Origin of the sequence: Ruegeria arenilitoris (assembly GCF_013035425.1) — a bacterium.
Lineage (GTDB): Bacteria > Pseudomonadota > Alphaproteobacteria > Rhodobacterales > Rhodobacteraceae > Ruegeria > Ruegeria arenilitoris_A.
In genome coordinates, this window is record NZ_WQHX01000003.1 from 538,780 (window position 1) to 556,510 (window position 17,731).

15 protein-coding genes are annotated in these 17,731 nt (G+C 53.2%); 6 read left to right on the plus strand and 9 right to left on the minus strand.

Going from position 1 to position 17,731, the window contains the following annotated elements:
- Nucleotides 1–5 precede the first annotated feature (5 nt).
- From GOV45_RS11720 to zwf, 4 genes are all read right to left on the minus strand, one after another.
- On the minus strand, nt 6–1,625 hold the full coding sequence (locus tag GOV45_RS11720) for a long-chain-fatty-acid--CoA ligase (protein ID WP_170477674.1): 1,620 nt from the start codon (nt 1,623–1,625) through the stop codon (nt 6–8).
- Between the two features lie 186 nt (nt 1,626–1,811).
- The gene (pgi, locus tag GOV45_RS11725; RefSeq protein ID WP_170477677.1) at nt 1,812–3,422 is read right to left on the minus strand and encodes a glucose-6-phosphate isomerase; all 1,611 of its coding nucleotides are present in this window, start codon (nt 3,420–3,422) and stop codon (nt 1,812–1,814) included.
- Nucleotides 3,423–3,427: 5 nt separating this feature from the next.
- A complete protein-coding gene (pgl, locus tag GOV45_RS11730) occupies nt 3,428–4,099 on the minus strand; it encodes a 6-phosphogluconolactonase (RefSeq protein WP_170477680.1) in 672 nt (223 codons plus the stop codon).
- Nucleotides 4,096–5,544 carry a glucose-6-phosphate dehydrogenase gene (zwf, locus tag GOV45_RS11735; RefSeq protein ID WP_170477683.1) on the minus strand — a complete coding sequence of 483 codons (1,449 nt, stop codon included), beginning with the start codon at nt 5,542–5,544 and terminating at the stop codon, nt 4,096–4,098. Before zwf ends, pgl begins: the two co-directional genes overlap by 4 nt.
- Before the next feature lie 161 nt (nt 5,545–5,705).
- Between zwf and GOV45_RS11740 the strand changes: the two genes are divergently transcribed.
- Nucleotides 5,706–6,659: a radical SAM protein gene (locus GOV45_RS11740; protein WP_170477686.1), complete on the plus strand. Its 954-nt coding sequence runs from the start codon at nt 5,706–5,708 to the stop codon at nt 6,657–6,659.
- Here the strand turns inward: GOV45_RS11740 and GOV45_RS11745 are convergent, their stop codons facing one another.
- Together GOV45_RS11745 and GOV45_RS11750 are read right to left on the minus strand one after the other, a co-directional pair.
- Nucleotides 6,660–7,355: a hypothetical protein gene (locus tag GOV45_RS11745; RefSeq protein WP_170477688.1), complete on the minus strand. Its 696-nt coding sequence runs from the start codon at nt 7,353–7,355 to the stop codon at nt 6,660–6,662.
- A gap of 106 nt (nt 7,356–7,461) precedes the next feature.
- Nucleotides 7,462–7,731 carry an usg protein gene (locus tag GOV45_RS11750; protein ID WP_170477691.1) on the minus strand — a complete coding sequence of 90 codons (270 nt, stop codon included), beginning with the start codon at nt 7,729–7,731 and terminating at the stop codon, nt 7,462–7,464.
- Nucleotides 7,732–7,954: 223 nt separating this feature from the next.
- Between GOV45_RS11750 and gyrA the strand changes: the two genes are divergently transcribed.
- On the plus strand, nt 7,955–10,651 hold the full coding sequence (gene gyrA, locus GOV45_RS11755; protein ID WP_170478127.1) for a DNA gyrase subunit A: 2,697 nt from the start codon (nt 7,955–7,957) through the stop codon (nt 10,649–10,651).
- A gap of 189 nt (nt 10,652–10,840) precedes the next feature.
- Complete coding sequence (locus tag GOV45_RS11760) at nt 10,841–11,593, plus strand: ParA family protein (RefSeq protein ID WP_170477693.1); 753 nt, start codon at nt 10,841–10,843, stop codon at nt 11,591–11,593.
- A 67-nt stretch (nt 11,594–11,660) separates the two neighbouring features.
- On the opposite strand, the gene GOV45_RS11765 is transcribed toward GOV45_RS11760, so the two are convergent.
- The 3 genes from GOV45_RS11765 to GOV45_RS11775 form a co-directional block, all read right to left on the minus strand.
- Nucleotides 11,661–13,130, minus strand: a complete 1,470-nt coding sequence (locus tag GOV45_RS11765) for a carboxypeptidase M32 (protein WP_170477696.1) — start codon at nt 13,128–13,130, stop codon at nt 11,661–11,663.
- Between the two features lie 4 nt (nt 13,131–13,134).
- Nucleotides 13,135–14,280 (minus strand): heme A synthase, encoded by a 1,146-nt coding sequence (gene ctaA / locus GOV45_RS11770; protein ID WP_170478130.1) that lies wholly within the window; start codon nt 14,278–14,280, stop codon nt 13,135–13,137.
- Nucleotides 14,281–14,342: 62 nt separating this feature from the next.
- On the minus strand, nt 14,343–15,086 hold the full coding sequence (locus tag GOV45_RS11775) for an RNA methyltransferase (protein WP_170477698.1): 744 nt from the start codon (nt 15,084–15,086) through the stop codon (nt 14,343–14,345).
- Between the two features lie 153 nt (nt 15,087–15,239).
- Between GOV45_RS11775 and GOV45_RS11780 the strand changes: the two genes are divergently transcribed.
- The 3 genes from GOV45_RS11780 (at nt 15,240) to GOV45_RS11790 (ending at nt 17,727) form a co-directional block, all read left to right on the plus strand.
- Nucleotides 15,240–15,860, plus strand: coding sequence for a thiamine phosphate synthase (locus tag GOV45_RS11780; RefSeq protein WP_170477701.1), 621 nt, complete (start codon nt 15,240–15,242; stop codon nt 15,858–15,860).
- A gap of 62 nt (nt 15,861–15,922) precedes the next feature.
- Nucleotides 15,923–16,816 (plus strand): PfkB family carbohydrate kinase, encoded by an 894-nt coding sequence (locus GOV45_RS11785; protein WP_170477704.1) that lies wholly within the window; start codon nt 15,923–15,925, stop codon nt 16,814–16,816.
- Complete coding sequence (locus GOV45_RS11790; RefSeq protein WP_170477707.1) at nt 16,813–17,727, plus strand: pseudouridine-5'-phosphate glycosidase; 915 nt, start codon at nt 16,813–16,815, stop codon at nt 17,725–17,727. Before GOV45_RS11785 ends, GOV45_RS11790 begins: the two co-directional genes overlap by 4 nt.
- Nucleotides 17,728–17,731: the final 4 nt, after the last annotated feature.

Sequence of the window (17,731 nt, forward strand, 5' to 3'; positions counted from 1 at the left end):
CAACTTTACCCGTTCAGGGCATCCTCAAAGTCGGCGCGCAAGTTGCGTTTTAGGACTTTTCCGGTTGCATTCAGGGGCAACGCATCCACGAAAACAACTTTGTCCGGTATTTGCCATTTGGCAATCTTGCCGTCGAAGAATTCCAATAACTCGCCCTCGCTGGGCTCTTCACCTTCTGCCTTTACGGCAACTAGAAGTGGTCTTTCATCCCATTTCGGGTGCGGTACGCCGACGACCGCCGCAGTTGCCAACTTAGGATGTGCGACGGCGATGTTTTCCAACTCCACCGAACTGATCCATTCCCCCCCTGATTTTATGATATCTTTAGACCGGTCCCGGATAGTCATGTATCCGTCAGAATCCAATGTGGCGACGTCACCGGTTGCGAACCAACCATCGCTCAGCAATTGCTGATCCTGCATTTGGAAGTAACTGTTCAACACCCAATGACCTCGGACCATCAAGTCACCTTGTGTTGCTCCGTCGTGCGGTAGATCGTTGCCGTCATCGTCAACGATTTTTAACTCGACGCCATACGGCGGACGTCCCTGATTTTCGCGCAGCTTGTGCTGCTCTTCGATAGGTAAATCATCGTGCTTTGCCATCGGATAGTTTGTGGTACCGAGCGGGCTCATTTCGCTCATACCCCAAGCGTGAACCGTATCGACGCCGTATCTCTCGCGGAATGTTTCGATCATTGATGGCGGACAAGCTGCACCACCGATAACCGTCCGTTCAAGAGTCGTCAGCTTTGAGCCGGATTTGGCCGCAAACGCCAAAAGCCCCTGCCAGATGGTCGGTACGCCCATAGCTAAGGTGACACCATAGGTGTCGATTAGGTTTACCAGCGCCTCACCATGCAAATCGGGACCCGGCAGAACCATCCTCGAACCCGACATGGCGCATGCATACGGCGATCCCCATGCATTGACATGGAACATTGGGACGACCGGCATAACCGTGTCCATAGCCGAATACCCGATAACATCCCGTGTGTTTGAGGCAAAGCTGTGTAACAAGGTCGAGCGGTGTGAATATAGCACACCTTTGGGGTTGCCAGTTGTACCTGAGGTATAGCAAAGGCTCGACGCAGTGTTCTCATCGAAAGTGGGCCACTCAAAGCCCGGGTCCCCAGAACTGATCAACTCGTCGTAGAATTTCACGTCAGGCACCTGAGTAAGGACCGCTTCATCTCGTGGCCCCATCAAAACGAAATGTTGAACTTCGCTCAGTTGTTCATGTAACGCAGCTACAAGAGGTAGAAATGTTGCGTCAAAAAAAAGCACCTTATCCTGTGCGTGGTTGATAATATATGTCAGTTGTTCGGGAAACAGTCTTGGGTTGACCGTGTGGCAAACGAAACCAGCGCCCGACACACCAAAGTAAATCTCAAGATGCCGCCGGTTGTTCCACGCTAACGTCCCGACACGATCCTGTGGTTGCAGGCCCAGCGCAGTCAAGGCCGACCCTAACCGTCGGGCGTTTTCCGCAACTCGCGCCCAACTGGTCTGAGTGACATTTCCGCCCCCTTCAACCGAATAGATATCGGTGCCACCGTGATAGCGTTCGGCGTGATCAATCAGTGACGAAATCAGCAATGGCTGCGTCATCATCTGTCCCAGCATGGACGTCCTCCCATTGTTGGCGCAATTGTCCTTTCGAACGCGCTACACCTTATGCCTGTGAAGTTCACGAATATTTCCGAGCTACCAACAGGCGTTTCCTTGGCATTGAACCTGCCAAGGAATTAATTGTCTGACAATAAGAGAATGCGCAATTACTTGATCGCTGCCAACTTTTGCAGTTTTTGCTCAATCGCGGTGCCGCAAGGCATAAGCAACCAATGCTGCAGTTGAGCTGTCTTTGCCATCAGCACTAACCTGTCCATCCACAATCGGACCAAGCGAAGTCGCCAGATCCTTGCCCAATTCGACGCCCCATTGATCAAAAGAGTTGATGCCAAGCAAGACGCCTTCGACAAACACGCGGTGTTCATAAAGTGCAATGATCTGACCAAGAACAAATGGTGTGAGCTTTGGATAGATCAGGGTAGTGGAAGGTCGGTTACCCGAAAACACGCGATGACGCGCCTGCCTTTCCAGTTCGTCGCCCTGCAAACCTTTTTCCATCATTTGGGCGCGCGCTTCATCCAATGTTCGACCGCGCATCAAGGCTTCGGATTGCGCAAGGCAATTGGCCAGCAAAAGGCGATGATGATGCGCCAGTTCCGGCTCGTGCCCTTCAGCCGCGACCATGAATTCACACGGAATCGTGTCGGTACCCTGATGAATCAGTTGATAAAACGCATGTTGCCCATTGGTGCCCGGCTCACCCCAAACGACAGGCCCCGAAGGAATAGTCAGCGTACTTCCATCCATAGCGACAGATTTACCGTTCGACTCCATCTCCAATTGCTGGAAATAGGCGGGTAAGCGCAGCAAGCGCTGGTCATACGGTAAGACTGACCGGCTTGTGTGGCCCAATACCTGTCGATGCCAGACGCCAACCAAAGCCAACATGACCGGCAAATTTTCTGTCCACTCCGCCGATTGAAAATGCAGGTCCATGGCCTGTCCGCCGCGCAAAAATGAGTCGAAAGCGTTTGAGCCCACAGCGATCATTACCGGCAAGCCTACTGGTCCCCAAACCGAGTATCGGCCACCAACCCAATCGGCAAACCCGAAGACACGCTTTGAAGGGATCCCAAAAACCTCTGTTTTGTCCAAGGCACTGGAAACTGCCGCGAATTGACGTGCCGGATCGCCACCCCCATCAACCATCCAGGCGCGCGCCGTGCGCGCATTGGTCATGGTTTCAATTGTTGTAAAAGTTTTTGAAGCGACGATAACCAGTGTTCGTGTTGGATCAAGTGCTCGCAAAGTATCCGCAATATGGGCGCCATCCACATTCGAGACGTAATGCAACTGTGGTCCGTCATGATATGGTGATAACGCGTTAGTAGCCATCACAGGACCTAAATCAGAACCCCCGATCCCAATATTAACGACGTCGGTAAAGCTGCCCCCTGCACCTTTTGTCGTGCCACCCCGGACCTCTTCCGCAAAGACGCGCATGCGTTGCAACGTTTCAAGAACGCCGGGCATCACATCCTGCCCATCAACTCTGACGGGACCTCCGTCAAGGTTACGCAGTGCGGTGTGAAGCACCGCCCGACCCTCAGTTTCATTGATTTTTTCGCCCGCGAACATGGCATCACGGCGTTCAGCAAGCTCAGCCTCATCGCAAAGACGGATCAACGAAGCCCGGATTTCGTCGTCAACTCCGGTTTTGGAGTAGTCAAACAGCAGTTCCCCAGTCGAAGCCGAGAATTTCTGAGCGCGATCCCCGTTGGTTTCAAACAGATCCAGAATGCGTCGGTTTGAATGTTTTGCTGCCAAAGTTTTCAAGGGTTCCAATTGCATGTTTACTACTCCGCCCAATGTACGGTCATGCCGCTGAGTACAGCTGCGATTGGTGCTTCCTCGGGCGGAAGGCCCATTGCTCGGTCCAGCGCTTCGCGCTTGGATGCGCCGAAGATGACCAGGTGTTTGGACAAAGCCCCATCCAACACCGGTGCCGTAAGGGTTATGCGCGGCTCCGGCTGCACCTCGGTTCGAGCGATCGAAAGGATGGGCGCGTGGCTGTCCAGTGCAGCTTCCAAGCCCAGCATCCCCGGAAAAAGCGAAGCGGTGTGCATATCCTCTCCCATTCCAAGCACCAAAACCGAAAGCGGAAGAACCGGTGCAATCAGAGTTTCAATCTCGGCCAGTGCATCTTCGGGGTTCCGTCCGGATACATAGAGTGGGACATACTCCGCGACCGATGCTCTGTTGGTCAGCAACCTTTCACGGATCAACCTTTCGTTTGAACGTGCATCGTCGTTTGGCACACATCTTTCGTCTGTGGGCATTACCCGTACACGTTCCCATTCCAGATCAGCGGCACACAAAACGTCAAATATCGGCCCTGGCGTGGTTCCACCGGGAACCGCCAAGGCAACTTTTTCATTGTGCAAAAGCGCAGACTCGATGTCACCGGCCAGCGCGTTGGCAACATCTATTGCCAGCATGTCGCGGTCGGGATATTCCTGAAAATTCATGGCTTTATTCCTTGCCAATGGCGACCATCACGTTTCATCAGCAACTCGGCGTCGCCGGGCCCAGTGCTGCCGCTGTCATAAGGTTTAGGGACATCACCACGTGCTTGCCATCCGGCGATTATCGGATCGGTCCAAGCCCACGCCGCCTCAACCTCGTCCCCGCGCATGAAAAGTGTTTGATTTCCCCTAATAACGTCCATGATCAACCGTTCATACGCGCCCGGAGGATCTTGATTTTCCGGCCCCAACGCTTCGGCGAAACTCATGTCCAAAGGGACATCCACCAAACGCATCCCGCCCGGACCCGGTTCCTTGATCGTCACTTTGAGTGTGATGCCTTCGTTTGGCTGCAGCCGGATCGATAATACGTTGGCGTGGCGCCCTGCGTCTTCGCCAAAAATCGAATGCGGTGCATCCTTGAACATCACATTGATTACTGAGGACCGTGCAACCAGTCTTTTGCCTGTTCGCAAATAGAACGGAGTCCCGGCCCACCGCCAGTTGCTTACATGAGTGCGCAGAGCAACATAGCTTTCAGTGGTTGAGCGTGGATTTCCAACCACATCTCGGTATCCCGGCCCCTGTGGTCCTGCCAAAAACTGCCCGCGCACAATGTGATGCGGTTCTACCAAATCCAACGCGCGGATCACCTTCAGTTTCTCATCCCGAACTGCGTCAGGGTCAAACTTGGCAGGTGGCTCCATTGCGATCAGGCACAACAATTGCATCAAGTGGTTCTGGACCATGTCACGCATTGCCCCTGCGTGTTCATAGTACTCTTCCCGCCCATCGATTCCGACGGTTTCTGCTACAGTAATCTGAATGTGGTCGACATACTGGCTGTTCCATAGTGGTTCAAAAAGCATATTGCCAAACCGAACGGCCATCAGATTCTGAACAGTCTCTTTTCCCAGGTAATGGTCAATTCGGTAAATTTGACTTTCTTTGAAATGCGTCGCCAGCGTCGCATTCAGGCTTCTGGCGCTGGCTAAGTCGTGACCAAATGGCTTTTCCACAACGATCCTTGTCGTTTCGTTGGTAAGGCCGTTCTTGTGAAGTCTTTCTGCCAGTGGGCCGAAAAGTTCTGGTCCCACAGAAAAATAGAATGCCCTAATACGATCACTCTGAACCATTTTAGCGAGCTGATCCCAGCCGTCTTCGCGGTGTGCATCTAGTCGAAGGTAGTCAAGGCACTCGAAGAACCTGCTAAGCGCTGACGCATCGTCTGCAGGCACCAAACCCCGCAACTGTTCCGCCACCATATCGCGGAACGTTTCAGTATCGAGATTTCGTCGCGCAATCGCGATGATACGGGCGTCAGTTGGCCATTGCCCCGCACAAAAACGACGAAACATTGCCGGCAATATCTTGCGCTGCGCCAGGTCGCCGGTGCCACCGAATATGATCAGATCGAACGGGTCGACAGGTATGACGCGAGAAACCATGACTTTTCCTTACCTTACCCCCTTGGCCATGTCCAATGTTAGCGCAATCATATTTAATGCTCCCACTCATCAAAACTCTGTCAGAACCGGCGCAGTTGTCTTTCACCTTAGGCAGCAAACGATTAGACCTGTCGAACCGTTGCAACGAACCGGAATCTATAATGAAAGACACTGCCACTCAGACTGCCAATATTGGCAAATTTCGCAACAAATTGGTAACTGCAGATGGTCAGACTAGGGCGTCAGTTGCGTTGACCAATCCCAAAACGCTTTGGTTCAACACCGGAACGCTTTGCAACATCGAATGCGTTAATTGTTACATTGCCAGTAGCCCAACCAATGACGCGTTGGTTTATATCTCCGCTGCCGAAGTGAATGACTACCTCAACCAGATCGAAGCCAGAAACTGGCCTGTACGTGAGATCGGATTCACTGGTGGCGAGCCATTTATGAACCCTGAGATGATAGAAATAGCTCGAGCCGCGTTAGAACGCGGGTACGAGGTGCTGATCCTCACAAACGCTATGGCACCCATGATGCGAAAAAAGATGCGCACCGGTCTTCTGGAGCTGCGTCGTGAATACGGCCCCAAGCTTACACTTCGAATTTCGGTCGATCACTACAGGCCGGATCTTCACGACGAGGAACGCGGCTGCGGCAGTTTTGCCAAAACGGTTAGCGGAATGAAATGGCTGCGCGACAACGGTTTTAATATGGCGGTTGCAGGACGGTCAGTATGGGGCGATTCCGAAAAAGACAGTCGAATCGGATACGCTAAATTTTTCTCTGAATACGGATTTTCTATCGATGCCAATGATCCGTCGAAGACAGTTCTTTTTCCCGAGATTGACGAAACTGTAGAAGTCCCTGAAATCACCACCAAGTGCTGGAGTATTTTAGGGAAATCGCCTGAAGCGGTGATGTGCGCCAGTTCACGAATGGTAATAAAACGCAAAGGCGCAAAAAAGCCAACAGTTTCGGCCTGTACTCTGCTTCCTTATTCCCCAGAGTTCGAGATGGGAACAACCCTGGCCGAAGCCGAAGAAGATGTGCACCTGAACCACCCGCATTGCGCCAAATTCTGCGTATTGGGCGGCGCCAGCTGCTCAGGCTGATCAGTTCAATTCTGGAGATTTCCAGAATTTCGTTCCGGAGGCACCCGCTGAAACCCTCCACCCTTTCTTATTCAAAACAAAGAAAGAGCGTCCATCAGTGAACCTTACGGTTTCGGCCGTGCGCTCATCGCCATACATCGCACCCGTTTCAGCAGTCGCGTCATATCCATAAGTAATAAAATTCTCGAGGTCCGCAGGCGTTTCGAACATGATCACGAATTTTGATTCGAATCCGCCGATGCCTACGGCCGCACCTACACCGCCAGAACCCATGTTCATATACGTGTGCTGTCCAGTAACCTTTGAAACAGCTACGCCGCGCCCATAGCCAGCCGAGACCGGAAACACCGTAACCTTGCGAGAGTCGAATACGGCATACCCCGCAGCAATTTCATACAACGAGCTCGCTTCTGGGTTTTCAGCAAGCAGCTGGTTCAGTATTTGGTCGGCCATAGCGTCCAACTTGACGCGCGTTTCTTCCGGTGTCGCCTCGTTTGACAAAAGTTCAGTGGTGGAGTCGATTGTCTGGTCGACGGCGGTGGCACCTTTTTGGATTGTGTTTCCGACTGTTTCCGCCCCGCGGCCTACAGCATCGGCTGAATTTTCGGCGCCTTTTTTGATTTTGTCTAGCAGGCCTTGTCCGGATGCAGGGCTACTGATGCAGGCTGCGAAGATAAGAAACAGTACTCTGTACATGATACGATTCCTGACTGGATCATCGGTTTGATCGACACAATAACCCACATCCGTGAAAAGGTAACAGGCCTTGCAAAGCACAGGCTAAATATCATTTGTTGACCGTTCAGTTGACCCTGAATTCGCCCACTACATTTCGCCATTCGCCTGGCGCAATCATTTTGCGATGTGTAAACCGCACTGAATGCAGCGGCCCTTCGATCTCTCTCTGCCAAAAATCGATGAAATCGAATAGTTTTGGGTGGTCAGGTGCCAGATCGTATTCCTGCCAAACAAACGTGTTCAAGACATGAATGTAGTCAGGCATATGGTAGAAAAATTCAGCTGTCGTCAGTCCATAGCCTTTGAGCATCAATTCGGTTTCGCTTTGCTGCATGCAGACCTCCGATTTTTTTGCCAGGTCCCTTTAGCGTAACACTTCGACCACCTAATTCTTACTTAACAATATGTTACTCTGATGTTACGGGGTTTTTTGCACACAGAACTGTTGCTTGCTTGCACCTTATGTGCCAGGTCTGATAAGGTGCATCCACAAGATATAGACCCTGCACAAAGAACGGGCAGTTTACGTGAGCGATACGCCAGAAATTCCTGAAAACATGGATGAAACACCGCCGGAACGCCCTGTTTACGACGGTCCCACGGTATCAATCGAATCCGAGATGCGTACATCGTACCTGGATTACGCGATGTCCGTTATCGTGTCCCGCGCGATCCCCGATCTGCGTGACGGACTGAAGCCCGTGCACAGGCGTATTCTTTATGCGATGCACGAGACCGGGAACACGCACGACAAGGCCTATCGTAAGTCCGCGCGCCCAGTCGGCGACGTTATGGGTAAATATCACCCGCATGGCGACAGCGCGATTTATGACGCGCTAGTGCGAATGGCGCAGGATTTCTCGATGTCGCTACCGCTGTTGGATGGTCAGGGCAACTTTGGCTCGATGGATGGCGATAACCCCGCAGCCATGCGCTATACCGAAGTGCGCATGGACAAACCGGCGGCCTCTCTACTTGCGGATATCGAGAAAGAAACAGTCGATTTTCAGGACAATTATGACGGCAAGGACAAAGAGCCGACTGTCCTTCCTGCGCGTTTCCCGAACATGTTGGTCAATGGCGCAGGTGGTATCGCCGTGGGTATGGCGACGAACATACCACCGCACAATCTTGGTGAAGTGATAGATGCCACGTTGGCTCTTATCGACAATCCGGATCTTACGTCTGAACAATTGATCGAATATGTCCCCGGGCCTGATTTTCCGACCGGGGGTGTGATGCTAGGCCGGTCCGGCGCACGTAAGGCGTATCTGGAGGGGCGCGGTAGTGTTATCATCCGCTCAAAAACACGGGTCGAAGAACTGCGTAAAGATCGCTACGCCATCGTCGTGGATGAAATTCCCTATCAGGTGAACAAAGCCGCAATGATAGAGAAGATCGCTGAAGCCGTTCGTGAAAAGCGAATCGAGGGCGTAAGCCATGTACAGGACGAATCCGACCGCAACGGTGTACGCGTAGTTGTCGAATTGAAACGCGACGCGACCCCCGAGGTCGTGCTTAACCAGCTGTATCGCTTTTCGCCTATGCAAACATCTTTTGGTTGCAACATGTTGGCGCTGAACGGTGGGCGTCCCGAGCAGCTAACTCTACGACGGTTCCTGACTTCGTTTATTGATTTCCGCGAGGATGTAGTCGCCCGTCGTACCGCGTATGATCTGCGCAAGGCACGTGAACGGAGCCATATATTGTGTGGCCTTGCCGTTGCCGTTTCGAATGTGGACGAAGTGGTTGCCACTATCCGCTCTTCCGCCGATGCGGCCGAAGCGCGAGAAAAGCTTATGACACGCCGTTGGCCTGCTGCGGACATCGAAGGTTATCTACGTCTGATCGACGATCCTTTGTCCAAAATGAACGACGACGGCACTTATAACCTGACTGAAATTCAGGCTCGCGCCATCCTTGACTTGCGTCTTCAGCGCCTTACGCAACTGGGTGTCAAAGAGGTTACTGACGAACTGGAAGAACTGGCTGCCAAGATCAAAGAATACTTGGATATTTTGTCGTCGCGCGAAAGAATTATGTCAATAATCGCAGACGAACTGCGCGACGTGCGCGATCAGTTCGCCGTCGACCGACGCACCGAAATCGTCGATTGGTCTGGCGACATGGAAGACGAGGATCTGATCGAGCGCGAAGACATGGTCGTGACAGTTACATCGGGCGGATACATCAAACGTACCCCTCTCGCAGATTTCCGCGCTCAGAAGCGAGGTGGCAAAGGTCTATCGGGAATGCAGACCAAGGAAGAAGACGTGGTCACCACCCTCTTCGTTGCTAATACCCATACACAGCTGTTGTTCTTCACCACCGATGGGATGGTCTACAAGCTCAAGACCTGGCGCCTGCCGCAATCTGGGCGCACCGGCAAAGGCAAAGCTATCGTAAATATTCTGCCAATCCCCACGGGTGTTTCTATCGCCGCCATCATGCCTGTGGATGTACCGGATAATGAATGGGATAACCTGCAAATCGTCTTTGCCACCAGCGCCGGAGACGTGCGAAGGAACGCGCTAAGTGATTTCACTAATGTAAAACGTAACGGCAAAATTGCTATGGATTTGCCTGACGGCGTCGAACTGGTGAACGCGCGTATCTGTTCCGAAGATGACGACGTGATGCTGGTCACCAATTCGGGTCGCGCGATTCGGTTCCAGACTACTGCGGTGCGTGTCTTCAAAGGGCGTAAATCCACAGGTGTGCGAGGAATAAAACTGTCTAACGGCGACCGTGTTGTGTCGATGTCGGTGATCCGCCATTTCAAAGCCTCCTCGGACGAGCGAGCCGCCTATTTGAAAATGCGCCGTTTGATGGCCGGAGTGACAGACGAGGCCGAAACTGATGAAGATGAAGGCAATGCTGACAGCGTATTGCCGCAAGACCGCTATGCCGAAATGTCCGCAGCCGAAAACTTGATACTGACGATCACAGCTGGCGGCGCGGGCAAGTTAAGCTCCAGCCACGACTATCCGGTCCGTGGGCGCGGCGGAGTGGGTGTCGCAGCCATGGACAAAGCAATGCGCGGCGGCGAGCTTGTTGCGTCGTTCCCTGTTGAAATCGACGATCAAATCATGTTGGCGACGTCAAAAGGACAGTCGATCCGAGTGCCCGTCGAAGGAATTTCCTTCCGTTCGCGCTCGGCTGGCGGTGTCAAGGTATTCAACACTGGCAAAGGCGAAGAAGTCGTCAGCGTTGCGTGGATTGCTGATCAAGGCGAAGAGGACGCGGAAGAATAAAGCAACAGAAGCAGAACAAATTCGATTTTGGTGCGTTGGTTTATCCTAATTGGCGCAAACCTTTGTCGAATACCTAAGAAACACCGGATTTTTACAACCACCACGTTGACATATCGCGCGATACGCACCGAAACTCTGGCATTAAGTTAATTTATGTTTCGTTTTGGGGTGTTTGAGAGGCGATCCGACATGAAGGTCATTGCCTGTTATTCCAACAAAGGCGGTGTAGGTAAAACTGCGACAGCGGTCAACTTGGCTTATTCGTTGTCCTTGGCTGGCGTCCGGACGTTACTGTGTGATCTCGACCCTCAAGGGGCTTCGGGGTTTTATTTTCGCCTCAAGCCGTCGAAGTCACTTACAAATGCACGGTTCTTTGATGACACAAAGCGGCTGAATCAAGCCATTCGAGAAAGCGATTTTGAAAATCTTGATGTGTTACCGGCGAACCAGAGCTATCGTGGCTTTGACATCCTTTTGTCACAGATGTGCGAGCGAAAATCCCCTTTGGATAGAGCTTTGTCGGGCGTCCAATTCGACTATGAAGTCGTCGTGCTGGATTGCCCGCCGAACTTGTCGCTTTTTGCCGAACACATATTGCGCACGGCCGACGCGATCCTTGTACCGGTTATTCCATCGATCCTGTCACAGCGCACCTTCCACCAATTGGTGAAGTTCTTTAAAAAAAACGATCTTTCAATAAAAAAACTTCTTTGCTTTTTTTCTATGGTGCAAAAGACGAAAACACTGCACCGACACACGATTGAAGATATGAAAAGAACCTACGGAAAGCGATTCCTCAAAACGCAAATCCCATTTGCGTCGGAGGTAGAACGAATGGGAATTTACCGAGCGCCTGTTACAGTGACTGCGCGCAACTGTAATGCAAGCAAGGCGTATTTGTCGCTGTGCGAAGAAGTCATCTCGCGCGTATTCAATTCTTAAACCCACATGAATTCGTTAAGCACAACGCGCGCTGACCATGTCATGCAACCGAAAATTTTTGGCGAATTCAAAGCCCGTAAATTTCTCCGAATTTCTGTTCGAGATAGTTCATTAATGGCTCTGGACCCGGCTCAAAGCCGCTCGCCCGGGTTATGACTTCACGTGGAGCATAAAGCCCACCGTGTCGTTGAACATGCAGGCGCAGCCAGTCGGTAGCACCCGATGTGTCACCTTGGGCAAGTTGCAGATCCAGATCGGGAACCGCGTTGCGTAACGCCTCATATAGGCACCCGGCGTAAACGTTCCCCAATGAATAAGTCGGGAAGTAGCCGAACAGGCCAACCGACCAATGCACATCCTGCAGGCACCCGTTTGAAGGTTTGTCCACTGCGTAACCAAAATCTGCCAGAAAGCGTTCGTTCCAAGCGGCTTCAAGGTCACTAACCTGCAAGTCGCCCTCCATCAGGGCCCGCTCAAGGTCAAAGCGAAGCATTATGTGAAGATTGTATTGAACCTCGTCCGCCTCCGTTCGGATATATCCGTTGTGTACGCGGTTTACCGTTGCATAAAACGCGTCAGCGTCTTCAATTCCGAAATCTCCGAATACTTCGACCATTTGCCCGTAAAGCCATCCTGTGAAGGCCCGCGACCGCCCTAGTTGGTTCTCATATATACGGCTTTGGCTTTCGTGAACGCCCATCGAGACACCTCGGCCCAGCGGGGACAACGCAAAAGCCGGATCGATACCCTGTTCGTAAGCTGCGTGGCCAACCTCATGAATGGTCGAGTAAAAACAGTTGAAAGGGTCACTTTTACTGGTGCGGGTTGTGATACGAACGTCCGAACCGCTGCCAGAGCTGAATGGATGCACCGCCTTGTCTATTCGCCCCCTGTTCAGATCGTAACCGAACGCAATTGCCAGTTTCTGTGACAAACGCATCTGATCCAGTTCATCGAAACCGCCGCTGAGTGATTGCGGTTCAGGACGATCCAAAACTGCCGAACGCAAAGCGACAAGGCGCGGCCTCATCTGATCAAAGATTGTCGCAATCTGACTTCCAGTTGTATACGGCTCATAGTCTTCGACAAGCGCGTCGTAGATATCTCCGCCCTGCGCTAATGCCGCGCCCTCTTCACGCTTTAACGATACTACTTCCTCCAAAACTGGCAGAAATGCTCCGACGTTCTCATCCGCCCGAGCTTGCGCCCATGTGCCCTGAGCCGAGGATGTAACGCGTGCGATCGTCGTTGCCAAATCTGCGGGCACCTTTACGGCACGGTCATATGCCCGTTGGATTTCCCGCAGTTGAGCCTTACCTGCTTCGCTTTCCGCTCTGGCCTCGTGCAACCATTCTGCCACGCGCGGATCAGATCGACGCGCGTGCAAGACCGCTTCGATCGCCGCCATCTCTTCAGCCCGTTGCGGAGCGGCGCCGCGAGGCATAACCGTTTCCTGATCCCACCCCAATCGACCTGCAATTTGGTTCAAGGCAGAAGTTTCACGCTGATAGGCCATCAGGTCTTCAAAAGCTGTCATTGGGTTATGCTCCACGAAGCGAAGTTGCTATTGGATAAGCTGTTAGGAAACGGGCTCGCAATATTAGCGTCCAAACAACGACAGCAAGAAATTGATGAAAGATAGCGATCTGCCACGGCGCTGCATAGATAACGGTCATAATACCAACGACGACTTGTAGGGACAGAACCGCAAAGGCTGCGTTAAATGCAAATCGGGTCTGGAGATGTGCGCTTGCGCTACCTTTGCGCCAAACCACAAACGCGAAAATAATAAGCAGGTATCCCAAGCATCGATGGACAAACTGAACCAACCCAGGGCTTTCGAAGAAATTTCGCCACATCGGGTCCAGAATGGTTGCATCCGGTGGCAATAATTGGCCGCCGATCAAGGGCCAGTCTGTATAGCTTCGCCCGGCATCTATACCGGCGACCAAAGCGCCGACAAGAATCTGAAGGAAAGCGAAGTGCATCAACCCTGTGGACAATGAAAACAACTTTGTTTCCTTCGATCGACGTGCTTGCATCAAGTCACGTTCATCCCTCCCAAGTTCAAAGATGTACCATGCCAGGAAGCCGAGAATGACGAACGCCAAACCCAGATGCACAGCAAGGCGATAGCTTGCGACGGCGATCATTCCTTCGCCTTGCGTCACACCAGATGCTACCATCCACCATCCGACCGCACCCTGAAAACCACCCAAAGCTCCTGGAATCAAAAGTTTACCAGTCCAACCTATTGGGATTTTCCGCGCAAAAAGGAACCCGAAAAAACCAATTGCCCAAACCAAGCCGATAACGCGACCCAGCTGTCGGTGGCCCCATTCCCACCAGTAGATGAATTTGAAATCATCCAGTTCCATCCACTGGTTTTGAATACGCCATTGGTCGATTTGTTTGTATTTTTCGAATTCCGCCTGCCAATCGGCTTCGTTCAATGGCGGGATCGCTCCGGTTATGGGGTGCCACTCGGTTATCGACAAGCCACTGTCAGTCAGGCGGGTAAGGCCGCCCACGGCAATCATCACTACGACCAATGCGAACAGGATCATCAACCAGACCCGGATGGCTTGCCTAGCTCCGCCGCGTCCCCTGTCGATCATGCCAGGTTGAACGGCTTGTTGTTTTTCGGTTTCCGAGACTTCTTCGAAGATGCTGCGCTTGCCGCTCATGCCGTCCTCATCTGTCACAATTTTTTGTGCAAGCTAGGGCCAAGGGTGCCTGAGGTCCAGCCTCAGCCCTTGTCCTTCCACCGGACCATCTGACGCATGATCCCGTGTAGCATCTGAACGTCTGCGCGGGTCATCCGCATGCGCGACCACAGGTTGCGAAGATTGACCTTCATACCTTCGGCCTTTTCAGGCGGGTAAAAAAACCCTGCTTCCTCCAGCCGATCCTCGTAGTGTTCAACCAGTTTTTCGACCTCGATGCCTGTTGCCCAGTCGCCTTTGCCCAAATCAGTCGACTCATGCACCACGTTGCCCGTCTGACGCATCCATTCATAAGCAGTCAACAATACGCATTGCCCCAAGTTCAGCGAAGCGTATTCCGGATTAACGGGTACTGAGATGATCGCGTTGGCCTTGGCAATATCTTCGTTTTCAAGACCGGCCCGTTCAGGACCAAACAATACCGCAACCTTCTCACCGTCTGCCACTTTCTCTGCCGCGATCCGCATCGCTTTTTCTGGGCTGAAAACGGGCTTGGTCAGACCACGTTGTCGTGCAGTCGTTGCAAAAACATAAGTGCGGTCGCCAAGAGCTCCGGAAAGATCATCGAACAACTGAGCTTCGTCCAGCAGTCGACCTGCGCCGCTGGACATTGCCACTGCCCTTGGGTTGGGCCAGCCGTCGCGAGGCGCAACAACCCGCATCCTGTCCAGCCCGAAATTCCACATCGCGCGCGCAGCGGCACCGATATTCTCGCCCATCTGCGGGCGTACAAGGACGAATGAAGGCTGGGATTTGTCGCTGGGCATAGCTCACCTAATTAAAACCACGCCTGCTGTAGTCGGCGCATCGCAACAGAGCAAGGCGTTTAGAGTGCAATTCACAAACACATCGCCATAAAAGTTTGCTTCGCCGCTGCAATCCGCTAAACCCCGCCAGAGACTAAAAAGCAAAGGACCCCGATGGAACCCCCCGAGCAGCCGCAGATTTACCTGATTACGCCTCCGGCGATAACGCTAAGCAATTTCCCGGACCAGTTGGCGCGCGTTTTGGACGGGGCTGAAATCGCCTGTATACGTTTGGCGCTGGCGGGCAATGACGAAGAGGCGATCGCAAGGGCGGCGGATGCTTGTCGCGAGGTTGCGCACGCCCACGATGTCGCGCTGGTGATTTCAAACCATGTACTGCTGGCGCAAAGATTAGGCTTGGACGGCGTGCATCTGGATGACGGTGCAAGATCCGTACGCGCGGCACGCAAAGAGCTGGGCCCGGACGCAATCGTCGGTAGTTTCTGCGGCGTATCCAACCATGATGGCATTACGGCAGGTGAGGCCGGGGCAGACTATGTTGCATTTGGTCCGGTTGGCGGCGAAAATTTGGGCGACGGAACGCGTGCAGAACGCGATTTGTTTCATTGGTGGTCGGAAATGATCGAAGTTCCTGTTGTGGCTGAAGGCGGCCTTACACCGAGTCTGATGCGCGATCTGGCACCCTGCACAGATTTCTTTGGTATCGGGGATGAAATTTGGTCTAAAGATGATCCGCTGATCGAATTGAACACGCTTATCGCAGCAATCGGCTGAACCAAGCCTGAAATTATCCATTCTGACTTGCGCCTTAACCAGGCCTGCGGCATGACAACTTCATGAGACAGAACAGAAACATTCTGTGTATCGGCTCCGTTCTCTGGGACGTAATTGGCCGTTCAGCCAGCGCCATGCGCCATGGATCGGACGTGCCGGGTCGGATCACCCGCCTACCCGGTGGCGTGGCGTTGAATATCGCAATGACGCTTGTTCGGTTTGGAATGACCCCTACGCTTCTGACGAATGTGGGCCGCGATCCCGAGGGCGATGAATTGGTCCGTGCCTGTTCCCGTCTCGGCATGGTGACGGATTACATTTACCGCTCACAAGACCTGCCAACCGATCGTTACATGGCTGTCGAAGGCGCCAACGGCCTAATTGCTGCGATTGCTGATGCGCACTCGCTCGAGGCTGCGGGGCGGAAGATTTTGCATCCTGTAATCCGTGGACCATTGGGACATGAGAACGCTCCATTCGAAGGCCAAATCGCACTGGACGGTAATCTGACACAGGACTTGCTTGAAGAAATCGCTCAAGGCGCTGCTTTTGCCCGGGCCGATCTACGCGTGGCTCCGGCCTCTCCGGGAAAGGCTGAGCGCTTGCTTCCTTTTCTGAAGCACGCCCGAGCGACGCTATATGTAAATCTCGAGGAAGCGGGATTACTGTGTCAGCGGGACTTCACCGATTCAGAAAGCGCGGCCAAAGGTCTGTTGGATCGTGGCGCTCTACGCGTTTTGGTTACCGATGGCGGCAACTCGGCAACGGTCGCATCAGCATCGGGAGTTTTAACCCAAACACCTCCGTCTGTTTTGGTGACCCGCGTTACCGGCGCGGGCGACACTTTCATGGCTGCTCATATTGCCGCCGAATCCGGCGGAGCAGATGAGGCCATGGCGCTAAGCCGAGCCTTGAAAGCCGCCGCAACTTACGTTTCCGGAGAAACACCACTGTGATCGACATTCAATATTCCTCCGAAGTCCGAGCCGCCAAAGAAGCTGGCCAACCGATTGTCGCGCTGGAAAGCACCATTATTACTCATGGCATGCCCCACCCGCAGAACATCGAGGTGGCCGCACAAGTCGAACAGGACATCCGCGATGCAGGTGCTGTGCCTGCCACGATGGCCGTTCTCAATGGCAAGTTGCACGTGGGCTTGGAGTCCGAACAGTTGCAAGAATTGGGTCGCGCTCAGGGAGTTGCCAAAATTTCGCGTGCGGACATGGCGGCATGCATGTCCGGTGGGGGGACTGGTGCGACGACTGTTGCCGCCACGATGATTGCTGCCCGTTTCGCTGGAATCGAAGTTTTTGCCACCGGAGGTATAGGTGGTGTTCATCAAGGGGCGGAAACGACCTTTGATATTTCCGCCGATCTGCATGAACTGGCACAAACGTCGGTTACGGTTGTCGCTGCTGGGGCAAAGGCGATCCTTGATTTGGCCAAAACTCTGGAAGTTCTCGAAACTTTAGGCGTGCCGGTCATCGCGTTCGGTCAGGACGAGTTTCCCGCGTTCTGGTCCGCCAAATCTCCCCTCGCAGCTCCACTGCGTATGGACAGCACCGAGGAAATCGCCAAGGCACATGCCATGCGCCGCGCCTTGGGCATTCCGGGTGGGCAACTGGTGGCAAACCCGATTCCCGATGCTGATCAGATTCCTGCCAAGGAATTGGCCCCAATCATCGCGGCGGCACAAGCTGATGCTGACGCTCACAGGATCACGGGAAAAGGAGTTACGCCCTATCTGTTGCAGCGAATCTTCGAGCAGACCGAGGGACGTTCACTGACCGCAAATATTGCGCTGGTCCGCAACAACGCGCGGCTTGCCGCCAGAATAGCGACAGCTTTGTCAGCGCACGACGCATAAGTCT